General features: G+C 50.2%; 19 protein-coding genes. 8 read left to right on the top strand and 11 right to left on the bottom strand.

Going from position 1 to position 20,909, the window contains the following annotated elements; translation table 11 throughout:
* Positions 1–64: 64 nt before the first annotated feature.
* The gene (locus TK_RS03415; protein WP_011249642.1) at positions 65–1,144 is read left to right on the top strand and encodes a DUF835 domain-containing protein; all 1,080 of its coding nucleotides are present in this window, start codon (positions 65–67) and stop codon (positions 1,142–1,144) included.
* Here TK_RS03415 and TK_RS03410 read toward each other — a convergent pair.
* From TK_RS03410 to cobB, 6 genes are all read right to left on the bottom strand, one after another.
* Positions 1,114–3,054: a molybdopterin-dependent oxidoreductase gene (locus TK_RS03410; protein ID WP_011249641.1), complete on the bottom strand. Its 1,941-nt coding sequence runs from the start codon at positions 3,052–3,054 to the stop codon at positions 1,114–1,116. The genes TK_RS03415 and TK_RS03410 overlap by 31 nt on opposite strands.
* The gene (locus tag TK_RS03405; RefSeq protein ID WP_011249640.1) at positions 3,054–3,515 is read right to left on the bottom strand and encodes a COG2426 family protein; all 462 of its coding nucleotides are present in this window, start codon (positions 3,513–3,515) and stop codon (positions 3,054–3,056) included. Before TK_RS03405 ends, TK_RS03410 begins: the two co-directional genes overlap by 1 nt.
* Entirely contained in the window at positions 3,499–3,993 is a 495-nt protein-coding gene (locus TK_RS03400) for a phosphatase PAP2 family protein (protein ID WP_232500609.1), read from the bottom strand. The genes TK_RS03405 and TK_RS03400 overlap by 17 nt, the downstream gene beginning before the upstream one ends.
* 175 nt (positions 3,994–4,168) lie before the next feature.
* Entirely contained in the window at positions 4,169–4,750 is a 582-nt protein-coding gene (locus TK_RS03395; RefSeq protein WP_011249638.1) for an ASCH domain-containing protein, read from the bottom strand.
* Positions 4,707–5,435: a TIGR02253 family HAD-type hydrolase gene (locus tag TK_RS03390; protein ID WP_011249637.1), complete on the bottom strand. Its 729-nt coding sequence runs from the start codon at positions 5,433–5,435 to the stop codon at positions 4,707–4,709. Before TK_RS03390 ends, TK_RS03395 begins: the two co-directional genes overlap by 44 nt.
* Positions 5,436–5,472: 37 nt before the next feature.
* Complete coding sequence (cobB, locus tag TK_RS03385; protein ID WP_011249636.1) at positions 5,473–6,246, bottom strand: NAD-dependent protein deacetylase; 774 nt, start codon at positions 6,244–6,246, stop codon at positions 5,473–5,475.
* Positions 6,247–6,395: 149 nt separating this feature from the next.
* Here cobB and TK_RS03380 point away from each other — a divergent pair, with 149 nt between their 5' ends.
* From TK_RS03380 to TK_RS03360, 5 genes are all read left to right on the top strand, one after another.
* Positions 6,396–7,586, top strand: coding sequence for an aromatic amino acid transport family protein (locus TK_RS03380; RefSeq protein ID WP_048053677.1), 1,191 nt, complete (start codon positions 6,396–6,398; stop codon positions 7,584–7,586).
* 47 nt (positions 7,587–7,633) lie between these two features.
* Positions 7,634–8,635 (top strand): glyoxylate reductase, encoded by a 1,002-nt coding sequence (gene gyaR, locus TK_RS03375; RefSeq protein ID WP_011249634.1) that lies wholly within the window; start codon positions 7,634–7,636, stop codon positions 8,633–8,635.
* 78 nt (positions 8,636–8,713) lie between these two features.
* Positions 8,714–10,444 carry a MutS-related protein gene (locus tag TK_RS03370; protein ID WP_011249633.1) on the top strand — a complete coding sequence of 577 codons (1,731 nt, stop codon included), beginning with the start codon at positions 8,714–8,716 and terminating at the stop codon, positions 10,442–10,444.
* 207 nt (positions 10,445–10,651) lie between these two features.
* Positions 10,652–11,281 (top strand): hypothetical protein, encoded by a 630-nt coding sequence (locus tag TK_RS11885; RefSeq protein ID WP_143598668.1) that lies wholly within the window; start codon positions 10,652–10,654, stop codon positions 11,279–11,281.
* 174 nt (positions 11,282–11,455) lie between these two features.
* Positions 11,456–12,289 carry a rhomboid family intramembrane serine protease gene (locus TK_RS03360; RefSeq protein WP_011249631.1) on the top strand — a complete coding sequence of 278 codons (834 nt, stop codon included), beginning with the start codon at positions 11,456–11,458 and terminating at the stop codon, positions 12,287–12,289.
* On the opposite strand, the gene TK_RS03355 is transcribed toward TK_RS03360, so the two are convergent.
* Positions 12,282–12,947, bottom strand: coding sequence for a Kae1-associated kinase Bud32 (locus tag TK_RS03355; protein WP_011249630.1), 666 nt, complete (start codon positions 12,945–12,947; stop codon positions 12,282–12,284). The genes TK_RS03360 and TK_RS03355 overlap by 8 nt on opposite strands.
* Positions 12,948–13,435: 488 nt before the next feature.
* Here TK_RS03355 and thsB point away from each other — a divergent pair, with 488 nt between their 5' ends.
* Both thsB and TK_RS03345 read left to right on the top strand, forming a co-directional pair.
* Entirely contained in the window at positions 13,436–15,082 is a 1,647-nt protein-coding gene (gene thsB / locus TK_RS03350) for a thermosome subunit beta (RefSeq protein ID WP_011249629.1), read from the top strand.
* A gap of 136 nt (positions 15,083–15,218) precedes the next feature.
* Positions 15,219–16,091, top strand: coding sequence for a zinc metalloprotease HtpX (locus TK_RS03345; RefSeq protein WP_011249628.1), 873 nt, complete (start codon positions 15,219–15,221; stop codon positions 16,089–16,091).
* A gap of 53 nt (positions 16,092–16,144) precedes the next feature.
* Here the strand turns inward: TK_RS03345 and TK_RS11635 are convergent, their stop codons facing one another.
* The 4 genes from TK_RS11635 to TK_RS03325 all read right to left on the bottom strand — a co-directional run bounded on the left by TK_RS11635 (position 16,145) and on the right by TK_RS03325 (position 20,878).
* Positions 16,145–17,809, bottom strand: a complete 1,665-nt coding sequence (locus TK_RS11635) for an ABC transporter ATP-binding protein (RefSeq protein ID WP_011249627.1) — start codon at positions 17,807–17,809, stop codon at positions 16,145–16,147.
* Positions 17,802–19,139: a radical SAM protein gene (locus TK_RS11630; RefSeq protein WP_011249626.1), complete on the bottom strand. Its 1,338-nt coding sequence runs from the start codon at positions 19,137–19,139 to the stop codon at positions 17,802–17,804. The genes TK_RS11635 and TK_RS11630 overlap by 8 nt, the downstream gene beginning before the upstream one ends.
* A 499-nt stretch (positions 19,140–19,638) precedes the next feature.
* On the bottom strand, positions 19,639–20,043 hold the full coding sequence (locus TK_RS03330; RefSeq protein ID WP_048053675.1) for a nucleotidyltransferase domain-containing protein: 405 nt from the start codon (positions 20,041–20,043) through the stop codon (positions 19,639–19,641).
* Between the two features lie 55 nt (positions 20,044–20,098).
* Positions 20,099–20,878, bottom strand: coding sequence for an SDR family oxidoreductase (locus TK_RS03325; RefSeq protein WP_011249624.1), 780 nt, complete (start codon positions 20,876–20,878; stop codon positions 20,099–20,101).
* Between the last annotated feature and the right edge of the window lie 31 nt (positions 20,879–20,909).

Here is a 20,909-nt window from a genome sequence, read left to right as displayed (position 1 = left end):
CTGCATGAACTTGCGAAACTTTTATCTCTTTCAGAATAGATAATAAAATACGGAGTGAGCATTCGTGATAGAGGTTGTAAACTTAATTACACGGCTCGCAACGTGGGGACTGGCCACGTATAAGTGGGCCAGGAACAAGAAATCCGAGATGCTGTTCCTGAGCATAGCCCTGTGGTTCGACTTCTTGGGGGCAATAAGTCAGAAGCGCATTCTTGAGGCTCTTGGATGGGTTCCCAAAATCGAAGCCCTGCCCGTTGTAATGTCACTCATGGCCGTCGTAGAGGGGATGTTTTTCTTATTGGCTTCGCTGTCGTTTCTTGGTGTCCTGAGGAAATTTTTTGGACAACTCATTCTTCTTCTAGTCTCCACGAGTGGCATAACTTACGTCGTGCTCGCTACCCTCGCTGGACTTGGGGATTTTTACATAATGGCTTATCCCCTAGTGCTTCTTGGTGTGTCGCTCATATTCCTAGGCTATGTACTTTTCAAGGAGAGCATCTGGAAGGAGAGCACTGCAGTTCTCTTTCCTGCCGGGGCGATTTTATTGGGGGTTATAAACGTAACCTTTCCAGTCACACACGAAATCAAGACGGTTTCCGGCTACCTCTACGGTGCCGGTGCCCTTGCCAGGTTTATGATGCTCGTTGGAATAACAACGTACTCTTTCCTCACGATAAATCCACCAGAAATGCCGATAATCAAAATTCCGCGGGGAGCTTTTTACACGACCAGCAAAGATACCGTAGAACGCCTTATTAGAACTATGCAGGAAACAGGAAACGGTGTTTTAATAACCAGAGACCCTCCAAAAGATCTCAGGCCTTTGTTTCAGGTCTTTTGGGTCACGAAGGCAGCCAAAGGTCAGGTGTCCGATAACATCATAGCCGTTTCTCCAACGGATATTGGAATCCTAGTTGATATAGTGAAGAAATACTTAGATAGCGGCCACTCGCTTGTTGTGCTCGACGGCTTCGAGTATCTCGTCCTAGAGAACGGCTTTGAGAGCACCCTGAAGTTCCTCCTCTCGCTTAAGGACTTCGCTATATCCCAGGGTGGAACTCTCGTGCTGTTGTTAGAACCACGGGCGTTCTCGGAGAAGCAGCTGAAAATAATTCAGAGGGAGTTTGAAGAGTTCGAGTTCTGAGCTCTTTTTCTCACTTCCACCCACGTCGAATGGTATGCTGAAGCGTTCCCGTATTCCTCGGCCGTCTCGTCCGTAGTAAGGAAGTTTGCATTCCACCCGAGGAGCCTAACCCAGAAGGCCTTGTAGAGGAGGACGACACCCCTCGGCAGATCCTCTGTGAGCTTCACGGTGGTCTTTATCCTCCCCCTGTCGTTGAAGACCTCAACATCATCGCCGTCCTTTATTCCCCTCTTCTCCGCGTCGGCCGGGTTCATGTAGAGATTGGGGTCAATCATCCCGTGGGTGTTGTGGTACTGGCTCGTTATCGTCATGCGGTAGGTAGGCGTTAGGAGCTTCAGCGGATACTTGCCTTCCCGCTTTCTGTACTCGGGGAACGGAGAGAGACCGCGCTCGACGGCTCGCTGGGAGTAGAACTCTATCTTTCCGCTCGGCGTTTTCCATCTGCGCGGCTTTTCAGGAACTCTAATGAAACCCTTTCTCTTCAGCTCCCCCCAGCTCAGGCCGTTTAGTTCGAGGATTTTTCTTATCACTTCCTCATCGCTCTCGTGTAGGTGGGGGTTTTGGATGCCGAGGGCCTTCGCGAGAAGCCTCGTAACCTCACTGTTGGACTTTCCGTAGAGCCTCGCAACCGGCTCGTTCAGGGCAACGTAGCGGTGGTAGTAGCTGTCGGCTATGTCAAGCCGCTCGAAAAACGTGTTGGCAGGTAAAACAACATCGGAGTATAGGGCTGTGTCCGTGAGGAAGATGTCGTGGGTAACCACAAAAACGTCGCTTTCCTTAAGGGCCTTCCTGAGCCTCCTCTGGTTTGGCAGGCTCGCGAGGGGATTCGAGTTGTAGATGTAGAGGAACTTTATCTCGCCCTTCTCGATATACTCAGCCAGCTTCACCTGGGCAATCCTTTTGGCGGGTTTAGTCCTTAGGAAAGCACCCTCAGCGTAGGACTTGTCTATCGTCTTCATGTCGTAGATGAAGCCAAAGGGGTGGCCGACGAGCGCGGGAAGGATGGCTATCGCCCTTACAGCTTCACCGCCCGAGAGGGAGCGCTGGAAGCCGTAGCCCATGTGGATTACTCCCCTCTTCTCGGAGAAACCGAAGGCAAAGTCCTCAATCTCCTCACGTGAGAGCCCCGTCTCTTTAACTACATAATCAAGCGATAACGTTTTTACATAATTCTTGAATTCTTCAAAGCCGTAGACGTTCTCCCTCACAAAGTCTCTGTCATAGAGTTCGTTCTCGATTATCAGCTTCGCAACGCCCAGAGCGAAGAGGACATCGGTTTCGGGCCTTATTTGGAAGAACCTGTGGGAGCGCTTGGCGGTTTCGGTTCTCACCACGTCAACCGTCCAAGTCTCAAGGCCGTAGCGCTTTGCAAGCATGAAGCCGTGGAGGTTCGTCCAGAATGGGTTGACGCCCCAGTAAACTATTAGCCTCTGCTTCTTCAGCTCTTCAGGGTCAAGACCTATCGCGGTTCCGTAAACGTCCTTCAAAGCTTCCTGCCCGGCCCGGTCGCATATGCCGTAGTCGAGCATTGCAGTGTTGAGGTAGTGAAAGAGTCTCAGTGGAAAGGCGTAGTTTACAACGCCCCTGTCGCCGGCGTACTGGTAGACGAGAACGCTCTCGCTTCCATACTCCTCTATCGTTTCCTTGAGCTTGTTAGCTACGAAGTTTATTGCCTCGTCCCAGCTTGCTTCTCTGAACTCCCCGCTCCCCCTCTCCCCTGTGCGTATCAGGGGAGCCTTCAGCCTGTCGGGCGAGTGGAACCACTTCGGCAGGAGAGCGCCCTTAGGACAGAGGAAGCCGGCCGTTATCAGGTGCTCGGGGTTTCCCCTCACTGACAGTTTTCCATCCTTGAATTCGCTCAATATCGAGCAGGTATCGTAGCAGTCTCTCATGCAGACGCTGAACGGCATTATCCAAACACCCCCAGTGCAGGCCCAATCGTTATCCCCATGCTCAGAAGGCCACCCAGTATAAGGGCCGGAACTGTTCGCTTTTTCTCGATGCCGAACAGATAAGCCGCTAGGGCCCCTGTCCACACACCTGTTCCAGGCAAGGGGACTGCAACGAAAACAGTGAGACCTATGAAACCCCACTTCTCAACGTAGGGGTGGGCCTTCTTCCTTACCCGCTCGACGTAATAGATGTAGAGGCGAGCAAGCTTCCTCAATGGAGTTCTCTCAAGCCAGAGCATAAGCCTGTCTATTAAGGGCAGGACAGCAGGGAGGAGAATTGAGAGAAGCAGAACTCCAAGGGCAGCCGCCAGGAGAGTTCCCCATAGGGGGTATCCCCTCCCAATGCCGTAGACTATGGCGTAGCGTCCCTCAAAAGTCGGAATCAGCGAGAGCAGGAAGACCTCAGCGAACCAGTTCAACGTCAAACACCTCCAGTCCAAGCAGTTTAACGGTTTTTTGATATACTGGAAGCCATGAATCTCTGGTTAAGTCCACGAGGAGATATGCCCAGGAACCCAGCAGAAGGCTGAACAGGACATCCCCAAGCCAGTGGACGTGGAGCAGAAGCCTCGTAAGGGCGATTCCAACGGCGTAGGCCCACCAGAGCGGGGCATACCTCGGAGAGCGTTCCTGAAGATAGGAAGCGAGAACTGAGGCCCTCGCGGTATGGCCAGAGGGGAAGGCGAAGTAGTCAACGTTTTTGAGTGCCATGAGGAAAGGCAACGAGACCTCAGCCTCGTTTGGTCTCGGAGTTTGAAACGTCGACTTTAAAATGGCAACTATACCAAGGGTAATGATGCCGGATAGAACTAACCTAACCGTAGGATAACTTAAATGCCCGGTTTTCCTAACATCTAACGCGGCAAAGAACAGGACTACAATCAGGAAAGCCGCCATTCCCGCTGTTTCCGTTAGGAGAACAATTGGAAAGCTGCTTGTATGTGGAAGAGTAGAATCTACGCGGGTGTTTATTTCATCCATGTATCCCGCGACCTGTAGAAAGAAAATCATCAAGAGGAGTCCGCTGAGTACGTAGAATAGCAATTCTCTATTTTCCATACCAGCCACCAACCTAAATCAAGCCCTCTGCGTAGAGCTGGTGATAGGCCTTCAGGAGCGCCCCCTGAACCCTCTTCGGTCCGAAAGTCCTCACAGCCCTTCCAAGCCCCTCGTTGTAAATCCTGCGCAGTATGAAGTCAGTCTCCCTGTTGAGGTTCAGCTTTTCCTGGTTTTCGAGGTAGAGGCGCGCTATCTCCTCAGGTTCGCGGTAGTTTAACCCCTTAAGCCACTTGAGCGGGATTCCGTCCTCGAAGCGCTTAACCACCTCAAAGCCTATTATGGTAACTTCATCGTCACCGTGAAGCTCTCCGTATATTTTTGAAAGCTCACGGAGGAGCTCTTTAACGTCCGAAAAACCGTCCAGTTTGGCGTCTTCGTTCGTGAGCTCCCTGACTTTCTTCTTTTCCACTTTGGTTATCCTGACCTTGGCAACGGCGGTGTCGCTCGGCGTTATGACCAGGTAGACCTCGCTCCCCGGCTTCGCCTCGTAGTCGCCGTAGCGGATCGTGGTGACCTTATCGCCCCGCAGTATGCGGGATTTATAGGCCGAGTCAATCAGCATGAACTTCCGTATCTGAACGGGCTTTCTCCTCATTGTTTAACCCCCTGATTATCTTGAGCAGATCTTCAAGCCTCTCGATTGTGAAATCGGCGTACTCGACGTACTCCATCTCCCTGTCTCTGTATTTACCGTACCTGAACCATACAGTCGTCATCCCGACGTTTTTGGCACCGTAAATGTCCGAGTAGAGACGGTCTCCAACCATAACGGCTTCTTCAGGCTTTACATCGAGCTTTCTGAGGGCCTTCAGGAATATCTTCGGGTGGGGTTTCTTAACCCCGAGGTAGTCGGAGATGAAGACATCGTCGAAGTACTCATCCAGCTCAAGCCGGAGTATCTTCTCCCACTGTTTTATCGGGTCTCCATCGGTCACGACCGCCACCTTATAGCCCTCACGTTTAAGCTCGAGCAGAACCCTCCTGGCGTTCTTCACGCTCCTTAGGTAGGCAAACTTAGTGTTGTGATAGGCTATCACGCCTGCAGCTATCCACTTCGGGTTCTGGGGAAGGTCGAGCCTTCTAAGCAGGTAGTCAAAGTGCCTGCCGAAGTTGCTCCCGTACTCGTTTATAAGCTCAAGGAGCTCGTTGTAAGCGGTATCAAAATCAACGGGAAGCCCGTGCCTCACCATGTTCTCAACGGCGTTCCTTCTCGCGAGCTCGGCGAGTTTTGTTGTATCCACAAGGGTATCGTCAAGATCAAAGAGGACAGCCTTGATCATAACCGCTCCCCTCACGTTCTCTACGGGACACGGGTATTTAACCGTAGTGATTCCTCTCTGCCATAATATCCTTGACCCGCCTCAGGAGCTCGGGCATGACCTCGCCGGCCTTTCCCCTGATGAAAACATCCGCTATTGGGGTTATCCCGCTCCTTTCAACGTTGACCTCGATGACCTTCCCACCGCGCTCCTTCACGATGTAGGGAACGTACGCCGCGGGATAAACGACGCCGCTCGTCCCTACCACGAGAACGACGTCGGCACGCTCCGCCAGGGAGAAAGCCTCCTCAAGCGCTTCCCTCGGCAGAGGCTCGCCGAACCACACGACATCGGGCCTTAAGAGGGAGCCGCACTTGGGACATTTGGGCAGCTCTTTTTCGCGGACGAACTCGAAGACCCTGCCGCTCTCTTTGAGGTTCTCCCGATAGGAGCATGAAACACACCTGACGCGGAAGATGTTGCCGTGTAGCTCGACTACCTTTCTGCTCCCGGCTTCCCTGTGTAGGTCGTCAACGTTCTGAGTTATCACCGCTTTGAGAACGCCCATATTTTCAAGCTCTGCAAGGGCCTTATGGGCGGGGTTTGGCTCCGCCTTCAGAATCTTTCTCATTCTCCATTTGTAGAACTCCCAGACGAGGTGCGGATCCCTCTTAAAAGCCTCAGGTGTGGCGAGTTCTTCAGCCCGATACGTCTTCCAGAGGCCGTTCCTGCCGCGGAACGTGGGAATGCCGCTTTCAGCGCTGATACCAGCTCCCGTAAATGCTATGGCAAACCTCGCCCTTGCAAGGAGCTTGGCCGCGTGTCCCAGCATGGTCGAGTGTTGGATTCGACCTTTTAAAAAGTTCCTCTCAAGGGAGCCGATGTATTCATGGCCGTGTCGAATTATATTAGAAAGAGATTTCACCATTCCGAGCGTGGCTTTATATAATGTATCCATCCGTTCATCCTGGAGGTGAGAGGTTGCCGATTTCAGACGGTATTGAGAGAAAGAAGGTTCCCACTTCAAGCGGGCGCTATTATTCAATGAGGATAGCCGCACAGCGCAGGAAGAAGGTCATGCTCATTCAGGGCCTCAGAAGGAAAAAGGGAACCCACGGACTTAGAACGAGCCCGATAAGGGTTGAGAAAGCCCACATAACGAAGGGAGAAGCGCTGGCAATACTCGTTGGAACGCAGATAGGGGCTGGAGTCCTAGGACTGCCCTACGCCGCCAGCAAGGTCGGCCTCATACCTGCCCTCGGAGTCCTAATTGGAGTCATGTTCCTGATGCTCTGGACGGCTATGATCGTCCTGAGGTTCTCCGCCGAGATGGGCGGGGCGCAGATGAGCACAGCGGCCCAGAGGATCCTCGGAAGGGCCGGCGGCTGGCTCATGTACCTCAGCATATCCCTAATGAGCTTCGGTGCGGTGCTTGCCTACATAGTGGGTATGGGGAACGTAATTTCGAGCCTGTTTGGAGTGAGCGATACGGTGGGAGCGGCGGTATTCTGGGTTCTGGCCTCAATAGTCGTCTACAAAGGCCTTGAGGCGAGCGGAAAGACCGAACTGGCCATGAGCTTCGTCATGCTCTTCCTCTTCATAGCGGTCACGGCAATGATACTGCCCCATGCAGAGCTTGAGAAGGGTCTCTACGTTGACCTCTCGGGCCTTTGGAGCATTACTGGTGTTGCAATCTTCGCCCTCGGCTGCCACACGGTCATTCCCGACGTTTACAAGGGACTTGGAAGCTACGAGGAGACCAAAAAGGTAGTGGTGTGGGCCTTCATAATCCCGACGGTCATCTACGCGATATTCATGGCAACCTTCCTGCTCGTCTTCGGAAGGGATACACCACAGATGGCGACCCAGGGGCTGGAACTCCTCTACGGAAAGCTGGGGTGGCTCATTGGAAACCTGATACCGCTCCTTGCCATAACGACCAGCTACATCGGCATCGCGCTGGCCCAGCAGAGCAACAACGAGGAGTTTGTTAAGCTCAAGAGACCCGTTGCGTGGGCTCTGACTGTAATACCCCCGGCCATCGTCTACTTCGCAGGTGTCAGGAACTTCGCCGATGTTCTTGCCCTCGCGGGGGACACGGGTGACATGATAGCCTTCATAGTGCTCCCAATCCTCATGTGGCTGGCATACAGGATAAAACACAGAAAGTGAGCGCTTCGTTTTTATTCCCTTTTTCAAACTGTTAAACGGTGGTGGACATGAGGCCTAAGGTTTTCATAACCCGTGCCATTCCCGAGAACGGCATCGAGATGCTGAAGGAGCACTTTGAGGTTGAGGTATGGCCCGAAGAGCGCGAGATACCCAGGGAGGTTCTACTCAAGAAGGTCAGGGACGTCGATGCTCTAGTAACAATGCTGAGCGAGAGGATTGACAGTGAGGTCTTCGACGCCGCTCCGAGGCTGAGGATAGTGGCAAATTACGCAGTCGGCTACGACAACATAGACGTCGAAGAGGCCACGAGGAGGGGCATCTACGTCACCAACACGCCCGACGTCCTGACCGACGCCACTGCTGACTTTGCCTGGACGCTCCTTCTAGCAACGGCCAGGAGGCTGATAGAGGCCGACCACTTCACCCGCTCCGGAGAGTGGAAGAGGAGAGGAATCGCCTGGCATCCGCGCTGGTTCCTCGGCTACGACGTTTACGGGAAGACGATCGGAATAGTCGGCTTCGGAAGGATAGGACAGGCAGTTGCCAGGCGCGCAAGGGGGTTTGGCATGAGAATCCTATACTACTCCAGGAGCAGGAAGCCAGAGGCTGAAAAGGAGCTTGGGGCTGAATTCAGGTCGCTTGAGGACCTGTTGAGGGAGAGCGACTTCGTTGTCCTGGCGGTGCCGCTGACTAAGGAAACCCAGTACATGATAAACGAGGAAAGGCTGAGGCTCATGAAGAAGACTGCCATACTGGTGAACATAGCACGAGGCAAGGTCGTGGATACAAAAGCCCTCATGAAGGCCCTGAAAGAGGGCTGGATTGCAGGGGCCGGTCTCGACGTCTACGAGGAAGAGCCGTACTACAACGAGGAGCTGTTCAGCCTGAAGAACGTCGTTCTAGCGCCGCACATAGGGAGCGCGACCTACGGGGCGAGGGAGGGCATGGCAGAGCTGGTCGCGAGGAACCTCATAGCGTTCAAGAACGGTGAAGTACCTCCGACCCTCGTGAATAAGGAAGTCGTGAAGGTTAGAAAACCCGGCTTCTGAACCCTTTGCCCCTTTCTTACATTGACCATCCGACCGGCCAGGTCAGTTTTATAAGGACTGATGCTCACCTTCTTCGGTATGGCGCTGAAGCTCAACCCGGAAGCCAGGGCAGTTTACAGGGATATAACCTCTCAAATCAAGTCCAGGTTAGTCCTCAAAGAGAGCTCCGACTACCTTGAGAACTTTTCTCCAACTAACGACCGCGGGGAGATATTGAAGAGGCAGGAATACCTGAGAGAGGCCCTCAGGAGAGTTAAACCGGGGCTTAAGGAGTTAATAAAGAGGGTCAGGTTCATACGATTCACCCGAGACTACCTGCACGACAGGGTTCTCATCGTTGACGAATCCGAAGTGGAAACGGCCATAAAGCTCGGCCTCTGCGATGTGACGACGAACCCGGAAGAGGCTGAAGGCTACCCGCTCGTCCTGAGTACGATCGGCTACGGCATCGACGTCGAGCTACTGCCATCGCAGGTCGCTCCAGAGCTCTACGTTCTCCCGCTCTGGGAGAACAGGGAGACGCTCAAAGCCCTTGAGGAGATAGGGAAGCTGACCGGCGAGGGCAGCGTTGCCGGCGAGATTCTCGAACACCTGTCACCCTTCGGGGAGGTCGTTGAGAAGGAAAAGCTTCTGGGGTCTCTGGATGAGCTCATAGCCGAGAAGGAGAGGGAGCTGAACGAGAGAATAGAGGAGAAGCTTGAGAAGTTCAGCCTCACTCTCACCGGCAGAGACCTCGTGAAGTTCCTGAACGAGCTGAGGGAGGGCAACTACGAGGCCATTTTCTCCCACTTCCGTGAAATTGAAGGGGAAATCCTCGACATGATAAACGAGGCCGAGAGCGAGCTTTCAAAGGTTCTGGGCCTTCACGTGGAGCTTTTCTCGCGCGAGGAGCTTTATCCAGTGAGAATCCCGCCAGAGGTCGTTGAGGGCCTGAGAACCGAGCTTGAGCGGGAGCTGAAGGTTGAAGTTTACATGAAGGCGAGGGAGATAGCTGAGAAGGTCAGACCGCTCCTTCCAAAGCTCAGAGAGGAGCTTTCAAAAATCAGGGAGCTCGACTTTCTTCAGGCGGTGAAGGCATTCACGGAGGGCTTCACTTTTCCAGAGATAGCCGAAAGCGGGATAGCCTTCCTGAACGGGCGGCACCTCTTCATAGAGAACCCGCAGCCGGTTAGCTACGTCGTCGGGGAAAAGCCAGAGTGGTTCGACGTCCCCGGTGCGGAGAACGTGAGGGGAGAGAACGTCGTTATCCTAACAGGAGCCAACAGCGGTGGAAAGACGAGCCTGCTCGAGCTGATAACCCAGGTTTCCATTCTCGCCCACATGGGCTTTCCTGTTCCTGCCGAGAGGGCCCGCGTTGGAGTCCTCGACGAGCTGTTCTTCTTCAGGCGGAAGAGGAGCGTCTACGGCGCCGGTGCCTTCGAGACTGCCCTCAGGTCGTTTGTGAGGTCTCTCCGTGGGAAAGGAAACAAACTTATCCTCATAGACGAGTTTGAAGCAATCACCGAGCCTGGAGCTGCTGTCAAGATAATCGGCGAGCTGTTGAAGGTTGCCCACGAGAAGGGCTTCCACGTGGTTATAGTCTCCCACCTGGGCGAAGACCTCAAGAAAGAACTGCCCTTCGCGAGGGTTGACGGGATCGAGGCCAAGGGCCTTGACGAAAACCTGAACCTCATAGTGGACAGACAGCCTGTCTTTGGAAGGCTCGGAAGGAGCACGCCCGAGCTGATCGTCGAGAGGCTCGCGAGAAAGGCCAGAGGGGCGGAAAAAGAGATATACGAGAGGGTTCTGAGGAAGTTCAGGGAGAGCTGAGATTAATTGTGATAGCGTCTTAGTAGCTCCCGTTTTAGTCTTTGTTCACGTTTTTGCTGTTTGTGCTTTTGAGCGTTTAGGTAGAGGTAATGGCGGAAAAAAGCAAGATATATAATAGAGAACAGAGAAAATACAAAAAATTCATGGGCCAGTTTTTGTTCTGAACTTGTATTTGTATAAAGGTTATTTAAAGCCTTGCCAACCAATATGCTCAATATACCAACAACTCCACCAGAGACAGCAATGAGAAGGAGTTCAGAAAAAGTGGATTTAATTTTAGTGAGCTTCCAGACAAAAACTAATCCCAAAAGAACAAACACCATTAAGAGCACTGTTAAAATAAGGTTTACAATTTTGCCCCATTCTGAGTCTACTAATCCAAACCCAAATATCACTAAACTAAGAAAGAATCCCGATACAAACCCTATACGTTGTGTTTTGAGTGTAAGATTGGGAAGCTTGATAGGTCTGCTGAGACTCTCAAAGGAAGCATACCAAAGTATAGTTAATACTGCCAATTCAATCCCAATCAAAGAAAATACCAATATCCTGATGTTAAGATTATTTGTGCCTAGAGAACTACTAGTTGAGAGCTCATTTGGGGAAAATCCAGGGGTTTTTTCATTATCGGGGATTATAACTATTCCAGAGATCAACGTGATTGTTAATAAGAGAATCATCAACACAAAACTTACATCCCTAGCAGTCTCAAGTATTGCAGAATCACTGATCAAGAACCACGCAATAATCAGAAATATCATGGTGAGGATCATATACATTGACAAGAGGTTATACACAAATAAAGATTTTTGGAAATTTTCGTCAATTATCACTTGAACGAACAGTAATATAATTGAAGTTATAAGAGTAACCAACAAACCCATATCATTAGAAGGCTCTTTTTTCCACCTATTTATTGTCTGTCTAATTCTTTCTTGAACCCATCTCATAGTAATCAAACAATTAAACCCACAAACACTCTTAAAACCTTTTGCAGTCTAAATGTAAATTATGAACACCACAAAAGAAAGAGTTCTCTTTGCCTCGGTGTGTGTAGGGACAGCTTCCGTACTATTACTACTTTATCTTGCACCTGCATCGATTAAGGAGCAACTGGTAATGAACTATCAAGAATTCTCATTTTCAAATCCCCACGACTGGATCAGGCTTTATACCCTCCACTTTGTCCACATGGAGTTTTGGCATCTAGCTGGCAACCTGCTCACGTTTATCTTGCTATTCCCCATTTTGTACTTCCTCTCAGAAGTTGGAAGGAGTACAGATGCTTTTAAACGCTTCACAGTCTTCCTGTTTCTTGTTATCCCACCGATAATTGGTATTCTTGATCTACTGGTCATGAGGCGGTACAACCTAAGATACGGTATGGGGTTTTCTGGGATAGACTCAGCTCTGCTTGGCGCACTTCCGTATTTTTCTTCCCTTGCGCTTCAAGAAAGGTTTAGACTCAAAGTTTCCCCTACAATGTTCTCATATGCATTTACATTGCTCTTAGGTGGCCTGATAGCCCTTATATATTCCATCATTTGGCCAGCAGTTCTCCTGATTATCGGAGGAGGACTATTTCTCATTTATTTGATTTCCCAAGCTCTTAGGGACTCAAATGTCCAAGATCCCCATCAGAAAAAAGCTGTCTGGAACTTTGTTTTGGCAATAATTATAATAATGGTCGGGGGGATTATTGGACTATTCCCTTCGGTTATTGTCTGGAGGTCTGGGCTTGTAAATATCTTTGTCCATTATGTAGGCCTTGCGAGTACTTTATACGGCTTCCCAATATTGGAAGAGATTCTTAAAAACAAGAGAAAACGCAGAACTACTAACTAAGCCAGCTCCTCTCCCTGTACCTGCCCCTGCTCTCTATCTCCCTCATCTTCTCCTCGACTTCTTTCCTCGCTTCTTCGCCGAGAACTTCAGCATAGCCTTCAAGGACGGCCTCGAAGCCCCTCTCGAACCAGGTGTAGTGGGTGCTCTCCATCGCCCTCCTGAGGAGGTGCAGGTCAACGCCCCTTGCTTCAAGCGTCGAGTCGAAGTCGGCCAAGCCAAAGTCTATCAGGTAGACCTTGCCGTCCCTGAATATCATGTTCGAGGTCGTTAAATCCCCGTGGACTATCCCAGCCTTGTGTAGCTTTCCAATCTGTCTCCCGACCTCGCGGCACAGCTCAAGCCTCTCTTCCATCGGGACGCTCTCAAGGAGCTCCTTGAGCCTCTGTCCCTCTATGTACTCCATCACGAGCTTCATGTCCCTCAGGTCAACCTCATAAACGTGGGGACAGTTGACGCCGAACTCCTTTGCCCTGTGGAGAATTCTCGCTTCCCTTACGGTTCTCTCCTTCCTCAGCTTCACGTCTATCTCCTTGATCCTGTACCTCTTTGGAATCCTGTGCTTTACGATGACCCTCTCTTTGAGCAGAGGAACACCAAAGACCTCCTCAAAGTCCGCCTCGTATATCTTCGCCTCGGCCCCCTGGGCTATTAGCTTCACCCTATCACCCCGCAATCCCAATGCCCTCATCAACTTCTCGTATTCCCTGACGAAAACTCTTATCTCGGCAACGTTTTCAATTTTAACGATGAGCGTGCCAGTTCCATCTCCAACCACAAGGACGGCCTTATCAACGTTGCCCTCGTTAAGAAGCCTGCGCGCGTACTCCAGCCGTTCTTTGGGAGACTCTATCATGTCGTCCAGAAAAGAGGCGAGATTCTCCACCTCAACCTCATTTACGCCGTAGCTTTCAATTACTCCCAAAACCTGCCTCACTTCCTCAGGAGAGAGCTCATAGACCCGTGGCTTCACGGTTTTCACCCACTGTTAATGGGCCTTCAACGTTTTAGTTCTTTCCTCTGCTTTTTGGAATTTATTTGTCATTTGTTCAATTTTAGACGATTTTTATGAACTTTTTGACCCAAAAGCTTTTATAGAGCACTAACGAAGCGTTTCTGCAAAAAGCAATTCGATAGGAGGAATGTTAAATGGCACAGCTTAGTGGACAGCCGGTTGTTATTCTGCCTGAGGGAACCCAGAGGTACGTTGGAAGAGACGCCCAGAGGCTCAACATTCTCGCTGCCAGGATCATAGCCGAGACTGTTAGAACCACCCTTGGTCCAAAGGGAATGGACAAGATGCTCGTAGACAGCCTTGGCGACATAGTCGTCACGAACGATGGCGCTACGATACTCGACAAGATCGACCTCCAGCACCCGGCTGCTAAGATGATGGTTGAGGTTGCTAAGACTCAGGACAAGGAGGCCGGTGATGGTACTACCACTGCCGTCGTCATCGCTGGAGAACTCCTCAGGAAGGCTGAGGAGCTTCTCGACCAGAACATTCACCCGAGCATAATCATCAAGGGTTACGCCCTCGCCGCCGAGAAGGCCCAAGAAATACTTGACGAGATAGCCATAAGGGTTGACCCGGACGACGAGGAGACCCTTCTCAAGATAGCCGCCACCTCAATCACAGGAAAGAACGCCGAGAGCCACAAGGAGCTCCTCGCAAAGCTCGCCGTTGAGGCCGTCAAGCAGGTCGCCGAGAAGAAGGACGGAAAGTACGTCGTTGACCTCGACAACATCAAGTTCGAGAAGAAGGCCGGTGAAGGTGTCGAGGAGAGCGAGCTCGTCCGCGGTGTCGTCATCGACAAGGAAGTTGTCCACCCGAGGATGCCCAAGAGGGTCGAGAACGCCAAGATTGCCCTCATCAATGAGGCCCTTGAGGTCAAGAAGACCGAGACCGATGCGAAGATCAACATAACCAGCCCGGACCAGCTCATGAGCTTCCTTGAGCAGGAGGAGAAGATGCTCAAGGACATGGTTGACCACATTGCCCAGACCGGTGCAAACGTCGTCTTCGTTCAGAAGGGTATTGACGACCTCGCCCAGCACTACCTCGCCAAGTACGGCATAATGGCCGTTAGAAGGGTCAAGAAGAGCGACATGGAGAAGCTCGCCAAGGCCACCGGCGCCAAGATCGTCACCAACGTTAAGGATCTCACCCCAGAAGACCTTGGCTACGCTGAGGTCGTTGAGGAGAGGAAGCTCGCGGGCGAGAACATGATCTTCGTTGAGGGCTGCAAGAACCCGAAGGCCGTCACCATCCTCATCCGCGGTGGAACCGAGCACGTCATTGACGAGGTCGAGAGGGCCCTCGAGGATGCAGTTAAGGTAGTCAAGGACGTCATGGAGGACGGCGCCGTTCTTCCAGCTGGCGGTGCTCCTGAGATCGAGCTCGCCATCAGGCTCGACGAGTACGCCAAGCAGGTCGGCGGCAAGGAAGCTCTCGCCATAGAGAACTTCGCCGATGCCCTCAAGATAATCCCGAAGACCCTCGCTGAAAACGCTGGCCTTGACACCGTCGAGATGCTCGTCAAAGTCATCAGCGAGCACAAGAACAGGGGCCTTGGCATCGGTATTGACGTATTCGAGGGCAAGCCGGCTGACATGCTCGAGAAGGGCATCATCGAGCCGCTCCGCGTCAAGAAGCAGGCCATCAAGAGCGCCAGCGAAGCAGCTATAATGATCCTCAGGATCGACGACGTCATAGCTGCAAAGGCCACCAAGCCCGAAGGCGGCCAGGGCGGCGGAATGCCCGGCGGAATGGGCGGAATGGACATGGGCATGTGATGCCCCTTTCACTTCTCTTTTCCTTCCAGCAGGAATTATAAACCCAAAGAAAGAACTTCTGCATAGAGGCTGGCAATTGGTACCAGACCAAAGCTTTTAATACCCGATTGTTATTTTAGTCTGGGGGTGAGAGAGCATGGGACTCGTGATGTGGCTGAGAACCGGAGTGCTCATGGCGATCCTAACTGGCCTGCTAATGGGGATAGGCTACCTCTTCGGCGGGCCGAATGTGGCGTTCATAATGTTCCTGTTCTCAATGTTCTTCAACTTCATAACATACTGGTACAGCGACAGGATAGTGCTGAGCTGGTACAACGCGAGGATAGTTGATGAGTACGAAGCTCCAGAGCTGTACGCGATAGTGAGGGATCTCGCCCAGAGGGCCGGCCTTCCAACGCCCAGGGTGGCGATAATCCCGAGCGAGACTCCCAACGCCTTCGCGACTGGAAGGGATCCCAAGCACGCCGTAGTGGCCGTAACCCAGGGACTCCTCAGGATACTCAACAGGGACGAGCTTGAGGGAGTCATAGGGCACGAGCTGACCCACATAAAGAACAGGGACATACTAATAGGGACGGTCGCTGCCGCAATGGCAGGTGCAATAATGCAGCTCGCCTACTGGGCCAGGTGGATAGCCATATTCGGAGGATTTAACCGGGACAGGGACGATGGCGGAGACATCATTGGGGCTATACTCGTGGCTATCCTGGCCCCAATAGCGGCAATGCTCATCCAGGCTGCGATAAGCAGGTCAAGGGAGTTCTTAGCGGATGAGGGTGGAGCAAGGATAAGCGGCAAGCCGCACGCCCTCGCCAGCGCGCTGATGAAGATAGAGCAGGCAGTTAACTACCGCCCGATGAGGGAAGGCAACCCAGCAACGGCCCACATGTTCATCGTGAACCCGTTCAGGGGCATGAGCATAGCGAACCTCTTCTCAACCCACCCGCCGACCGAGGCGAGAATAGAGAGGCTCAGGAAGATAGCGGAGGAGATGGGGATTTACTTCTGATTTTGTTCTTTTACCCTTTCGAATTACTTGCTACCGGTTAGGGCATAAATTGATTAAAGACCATCTTTGCCTTTCTCCTGCTCTTTGAATAACTCACGATACTTCTCGCAACTCCTGAACAGCTCTTCATGTCTACCTCTGCATAGTATTCTACCATCATCGAGAACCCATATCTCTTCCATGTCCCTGACCGTTGATAGCCGGTGTGATATGATGATAAGGGTCATCTCCATTTTTCTCAATCTTTGGAGGATCCTTGCCTCCCTCTCAGAATCCATGCCCGAAGTGGCTTCATCCAGTATCATGATCCTGGGATTTCTAGCTAGAGCTCTCGCTAAGGCTATCCTCTGTCTCTGGCCTAACGATAGATTTTTACCGCCCTCTTCAATAGGTAAATCGGGATTTAGTTCCTCAAGTTCAACGGTTTTTAGAATCTCCACAATTTCGCTGTCTGTGAGATTTTTTCCGAGGGCAATGTTTTCCCTAACCGTTCCCTCAAAGAGATACGGCTGTGACGGAACATAGATAAGTTCCCTGCCAAGAAGGGACTCGGGTGGACACTTTCCGATCTTAACTTTGCCCTTGGTGGGCCTAATTATTCCCGAGATTATCAAGGCTAGCGTTGTTTTTCCAACTCCCGAAGGACCCACTATGCCGAGGTTTTTGCCAAAGGCAATTCTCTCGGAGATTTCCTTTAGAACCTGACTTCCTTCGCGGGATAGGGATACACCCTGCAATTCAATATCCCAATCTTCTGGAGTACACGTTGATCTTTCAAGGAATGGTTCGATTTCAATGAACTCCCATATTCTTTCAATTATGGGAACGGCTCTGTGATAACTGCTCCAGAAGAATGCAAATCGCTCAACTGGGTAATAGACTCTGCCGAGGTATGTAAACGTGGCGATCACCGACGAAAGGGTGGCCATTCCATTCTTAACAAAAACTATACCACTTAGGAGGACAAGAAGTGGTAGGATCGTTGATAGATATGACTGAAGGCCATAGCTGGCTGTGCTGTAAAAAGCAACTCTTTTTGATGCATTGACCCAACGGTCAAGCCTTTCTGAGACCCTTTTGATAAGATAGTCGAACGCATCAAGGGTCTTTATATCAAGCCTACCGTCTATTCCCTCTTTAAATGCGGTAACGCTCTCTGAGTATCTCTTTCTTTCTTCTGAAGAGGCCAGCTTAAGTCCATGAATGAACGCCCTGAGGGAGAGACCGTAGACCGGAAGTGTTAGGAGGGTAACGGCACCTAGATATGGGTTTAGTCTAAAGATAACCGTCACTCCAATGATTAGAGAAAATGCCTCTATAATGATGGCAGGGATTAGAGACATTCCCATTCTACCGACGATTTCCGTGTCCGATTGAATTCGGGAGAGGGCATCACCCGGGTTGATGTTCTCTGAGAGCAGAGTTGAGATGAACAGTTTTCTTTTAAGCCATGCGGCAGCTTTCGTTTCTGCGAAGTTGCTAACAAAGCCCGAGTATAAGTAGACGATCGTTGATGCGGTGTACAGGAGGAGTATAATTCCAATATTCTTCAGGATGTCATCGGTATTCATCTTGCCGAGGTTTTCAATGAGGCTTTGAATGTAAAAAGGCACGGCTGCAGATAGGAGAGTTGATACTGCCCCCAAAGTTATGAGGAGGAACACGTATTTCTTGTGAGCCAGTCCAATCTGGAGAACTCTGCGGAGTGCTTTACTCAATTATAGTGCCCCCTAGTGTATGTATGACTGATCTCATGTTTCTAGTGACCATGTTATACATGATATGTTCTAGTACTTTTTGATAAGCATTTGGATATCTTAAATAGTAAGTACCACTAACTTCCATTAGATGGGCTTTACAAAAGCTACAGACACTAAATATCCATTGTTCGTTATTATTTGTATGAAGATTAGACATCGCAAAATTATCCACTGCGTTTTTGAATTGTCTCTGTAATGTATCCTTAAACTCCCTGTCCATTATATGTCCTAGATAGAAACGTTTGTCTAGATACACTTGGTGGCAGGGGTATACACTACCATCGTGAAATACAGTGATTCTAGTTGGGAATTCAGGGCATATGCATTTTTTAACATGATAGACTGGGTCTAAAAGCTCACGAAGTACCATGCAGATTCCCATTTCTCGTATTTGAATTCCATTTTCCCATTTTGTAAAGAGGTAATTTACAAGTTCTGTCATCATGTTTTCAACTTCTTGTTCGGTTGGTTCGTATACTTGTCGATGTCCATCCACTGTGGGCAGAACATATCCTACTATGAAAGTCTTCGAATAATTGCTAAGGTAATCCAAAATCTCTGATATGGTATATTTGCCGATATAATTACGGGCGTATGTGATCTCTAAGGCTAAAGGAACTTCTAGATCATTCAATAAGTTCACGGCTTTTATGATATCATCATGTGTTCCCTTACCTGTGGAGTATACTCTGTTTAAGTCATTTATCTCCCTTGGTCCATCAATACTTATTGTGACCTCAAAATCATGTTGTTTTAGAAAATAGCCTATCTCTTTACCTATCAATGTTCCATTCGTGATTATTCCATATTTAAAGTTATACCCCTGTTTCTCTGCATACTTAACAAGCTTGGATATTAATTCAAAATTGATTAGAGGTTCTCCTCCGTAGAATTGTATATTTGTTACTCCTAAATCGTTTGCAATATCAAGAGCCCGTTTTCCTATGCTTTCTTTCATAACTCCAGGAGTGTTATATGTACCGGAATGAGCATAGCAATATTTGCATTTCATATTGCAAAGTTGAGATACCATTAATACCATCATATTGGGGGATCCATCTAATGGAAATTGCTGTTTGGGGGCATTTTCACGTTTCTCATTTAGGAAATCAAGTATGTCTTTAAGGATGTATTTTTCAGATATAGACAGCGGAATACTTCTTTGGAACTTTTCTATTATATTTTTTTCTTGCCTATTTAGTATTAGGACAGTTTTACTCATTGGATCGAATGCAACATATTCATTTTCGTTAATCTGTTTTGATAGTATGTGAACTTTCATAGACATTATAACACCTCCATGTGTGATGAGTACGCCGTGTTGATTAATTAAAAAATAAAAATAAAGTTCTAAGGCTTCAGTTTGTGTTGACTTTGTTACAGCAGCAGTAGTTGCCCGAGCCCCCAGCACTCGGAGCCACAGGCGGAATTATTGCCTTCAAATCTAGACTCTTCATGTTCACCACCTTGCAGGTTCATCATGCTTCACAGGCCCATGCCTCAGCAATTACAATTATCCATCTTAAATTAAAATATTTTTGAGAACCTTATGTTATTAACCTCAGGTTTTAAACCTAAAAATATGATTCATTTTATCTGATAGAAAACAAAATCTGAACTAAGATGTGATTAGTGATCTTAAGGTTTCCCCTTTAGATGTTCCATTTAATCTCCTAAGAAAGAAATTATAAAGAAGAATTCACTCTAAAACCTCTTTAAGGTGTCTTAGGTTTCTCTACATCTCTACGAAAACCAAATTTAAATTTCTTTAGAGCACCTACAATTTCTCAAGCCTTTCCAAGTACCTTTGCCTTCTCACGGGCTCGCCTCCTCAGTCTGACTTTTTCCCTCACGCTTTCAAACCTGTTCTCCCGTATTCGGTGCTCCATGTCATTCCAGAGCTTTCTGAACCTGTAAAAGTACTCTGAAAGCTCGAGCTCGTCTCCATAGATTACCCGGTGGTTCTTGATTACATCGATCTGAATGTAGAGGGGCAGCTCCTCGAAAACCTTGACGTCGTACTTTCCGCCGAGCCTTTCCAGAACCTTCTCGTACGTCCCTGGCTTCGGTTTCACAAGGCACACATCAACATCGCTCTGCCCGGTTGCCTCTCCCTTGACGTGGGAGCCGTAGAGAAGAATCCCCATGCAGAGGTCTTTGAACTCCCTGAAGTCCCTGCGGAGCTCCTCCATACTGACCACTTTCCCCCACCTCTGAAAGTTGGAACTGATCAAAATAAGCCTTTCGTCAAATGTCCACCGCCCTCGTCATCGCCCCGTCTATAACGACCGTAGAGCCGAGCATGTACTCAGCTTCCTCGCTCAGCAGGAAGGCCACCAGCGAGCCGAGCTCTTCCCACCTGCCCGTTCTGTGGAGCGGTGTCCTCGAGAGGACTTCCCTCTCCCAGGTCTCCTCAAAGGGTTCTCCCCTTTCCTCGGCCAGTTTTCTCAGGTTTTCCCTCGCACCGGGGGTGTCGAAGCTTCCCAAAAGCACCGAGTAGGCCCTGATGCCGTACTTCCCGTAGGTTCTCGAAACGCTCTTCGCCAGCTGGATTAGTCCAGCTCTCGTCACGTCCGCCAGAACCAGCGGAGGCATTGGCTCCTTCACCGAGACCGAGTTAAGATAAACGAGCGTTCCCTTCATCTTCTTTTCCAGCCAGGTCTGGACTAGGAGCGTCGTGAGGTAGCCTGGCGCGACGGAATGGAGTGCGGCCGCCTCAAGCCAGTCCATATAGGTGGCCTCGTGGAGGAAGCAGGGCTCGCACCTCACGTTGCCGGCATTCCAGATTAGGGCATCAATTCCGTCGAGAAGTTCCCAGGAAGTTTTTACAAGGTTCTCCAGCTCCCGCTGGTCGTATAGGTTTGCCTTAACAGTTTGGACTTCTCCGAACTCCGCCAGCTCTTTTTCGGCCATCTTGAGATGTTCGGAATTCCTGGAGCTGATGACGACCCTTGCGTTTCTCTTCAGGAGTTCGCGCGCGACGTTGAAGCCGATACCCCTTGATGATGCAGTGACGATGACCCGCATTCCCCTCAGGTCTATCTCCACGCTCATGGAA

Source organism: Thermococcus kodakarensis KOD1, assembly GCF_000009965.1.
GTDB lineage: Archaea > Methanobacteriota_B > Thermococci > Thermococcales > Thermococcaceae > Thermococcus > Thermococcus kodakarensis.
This window is presented reverse-complemented; position numbering and strand designations above follow the sequence as displayed.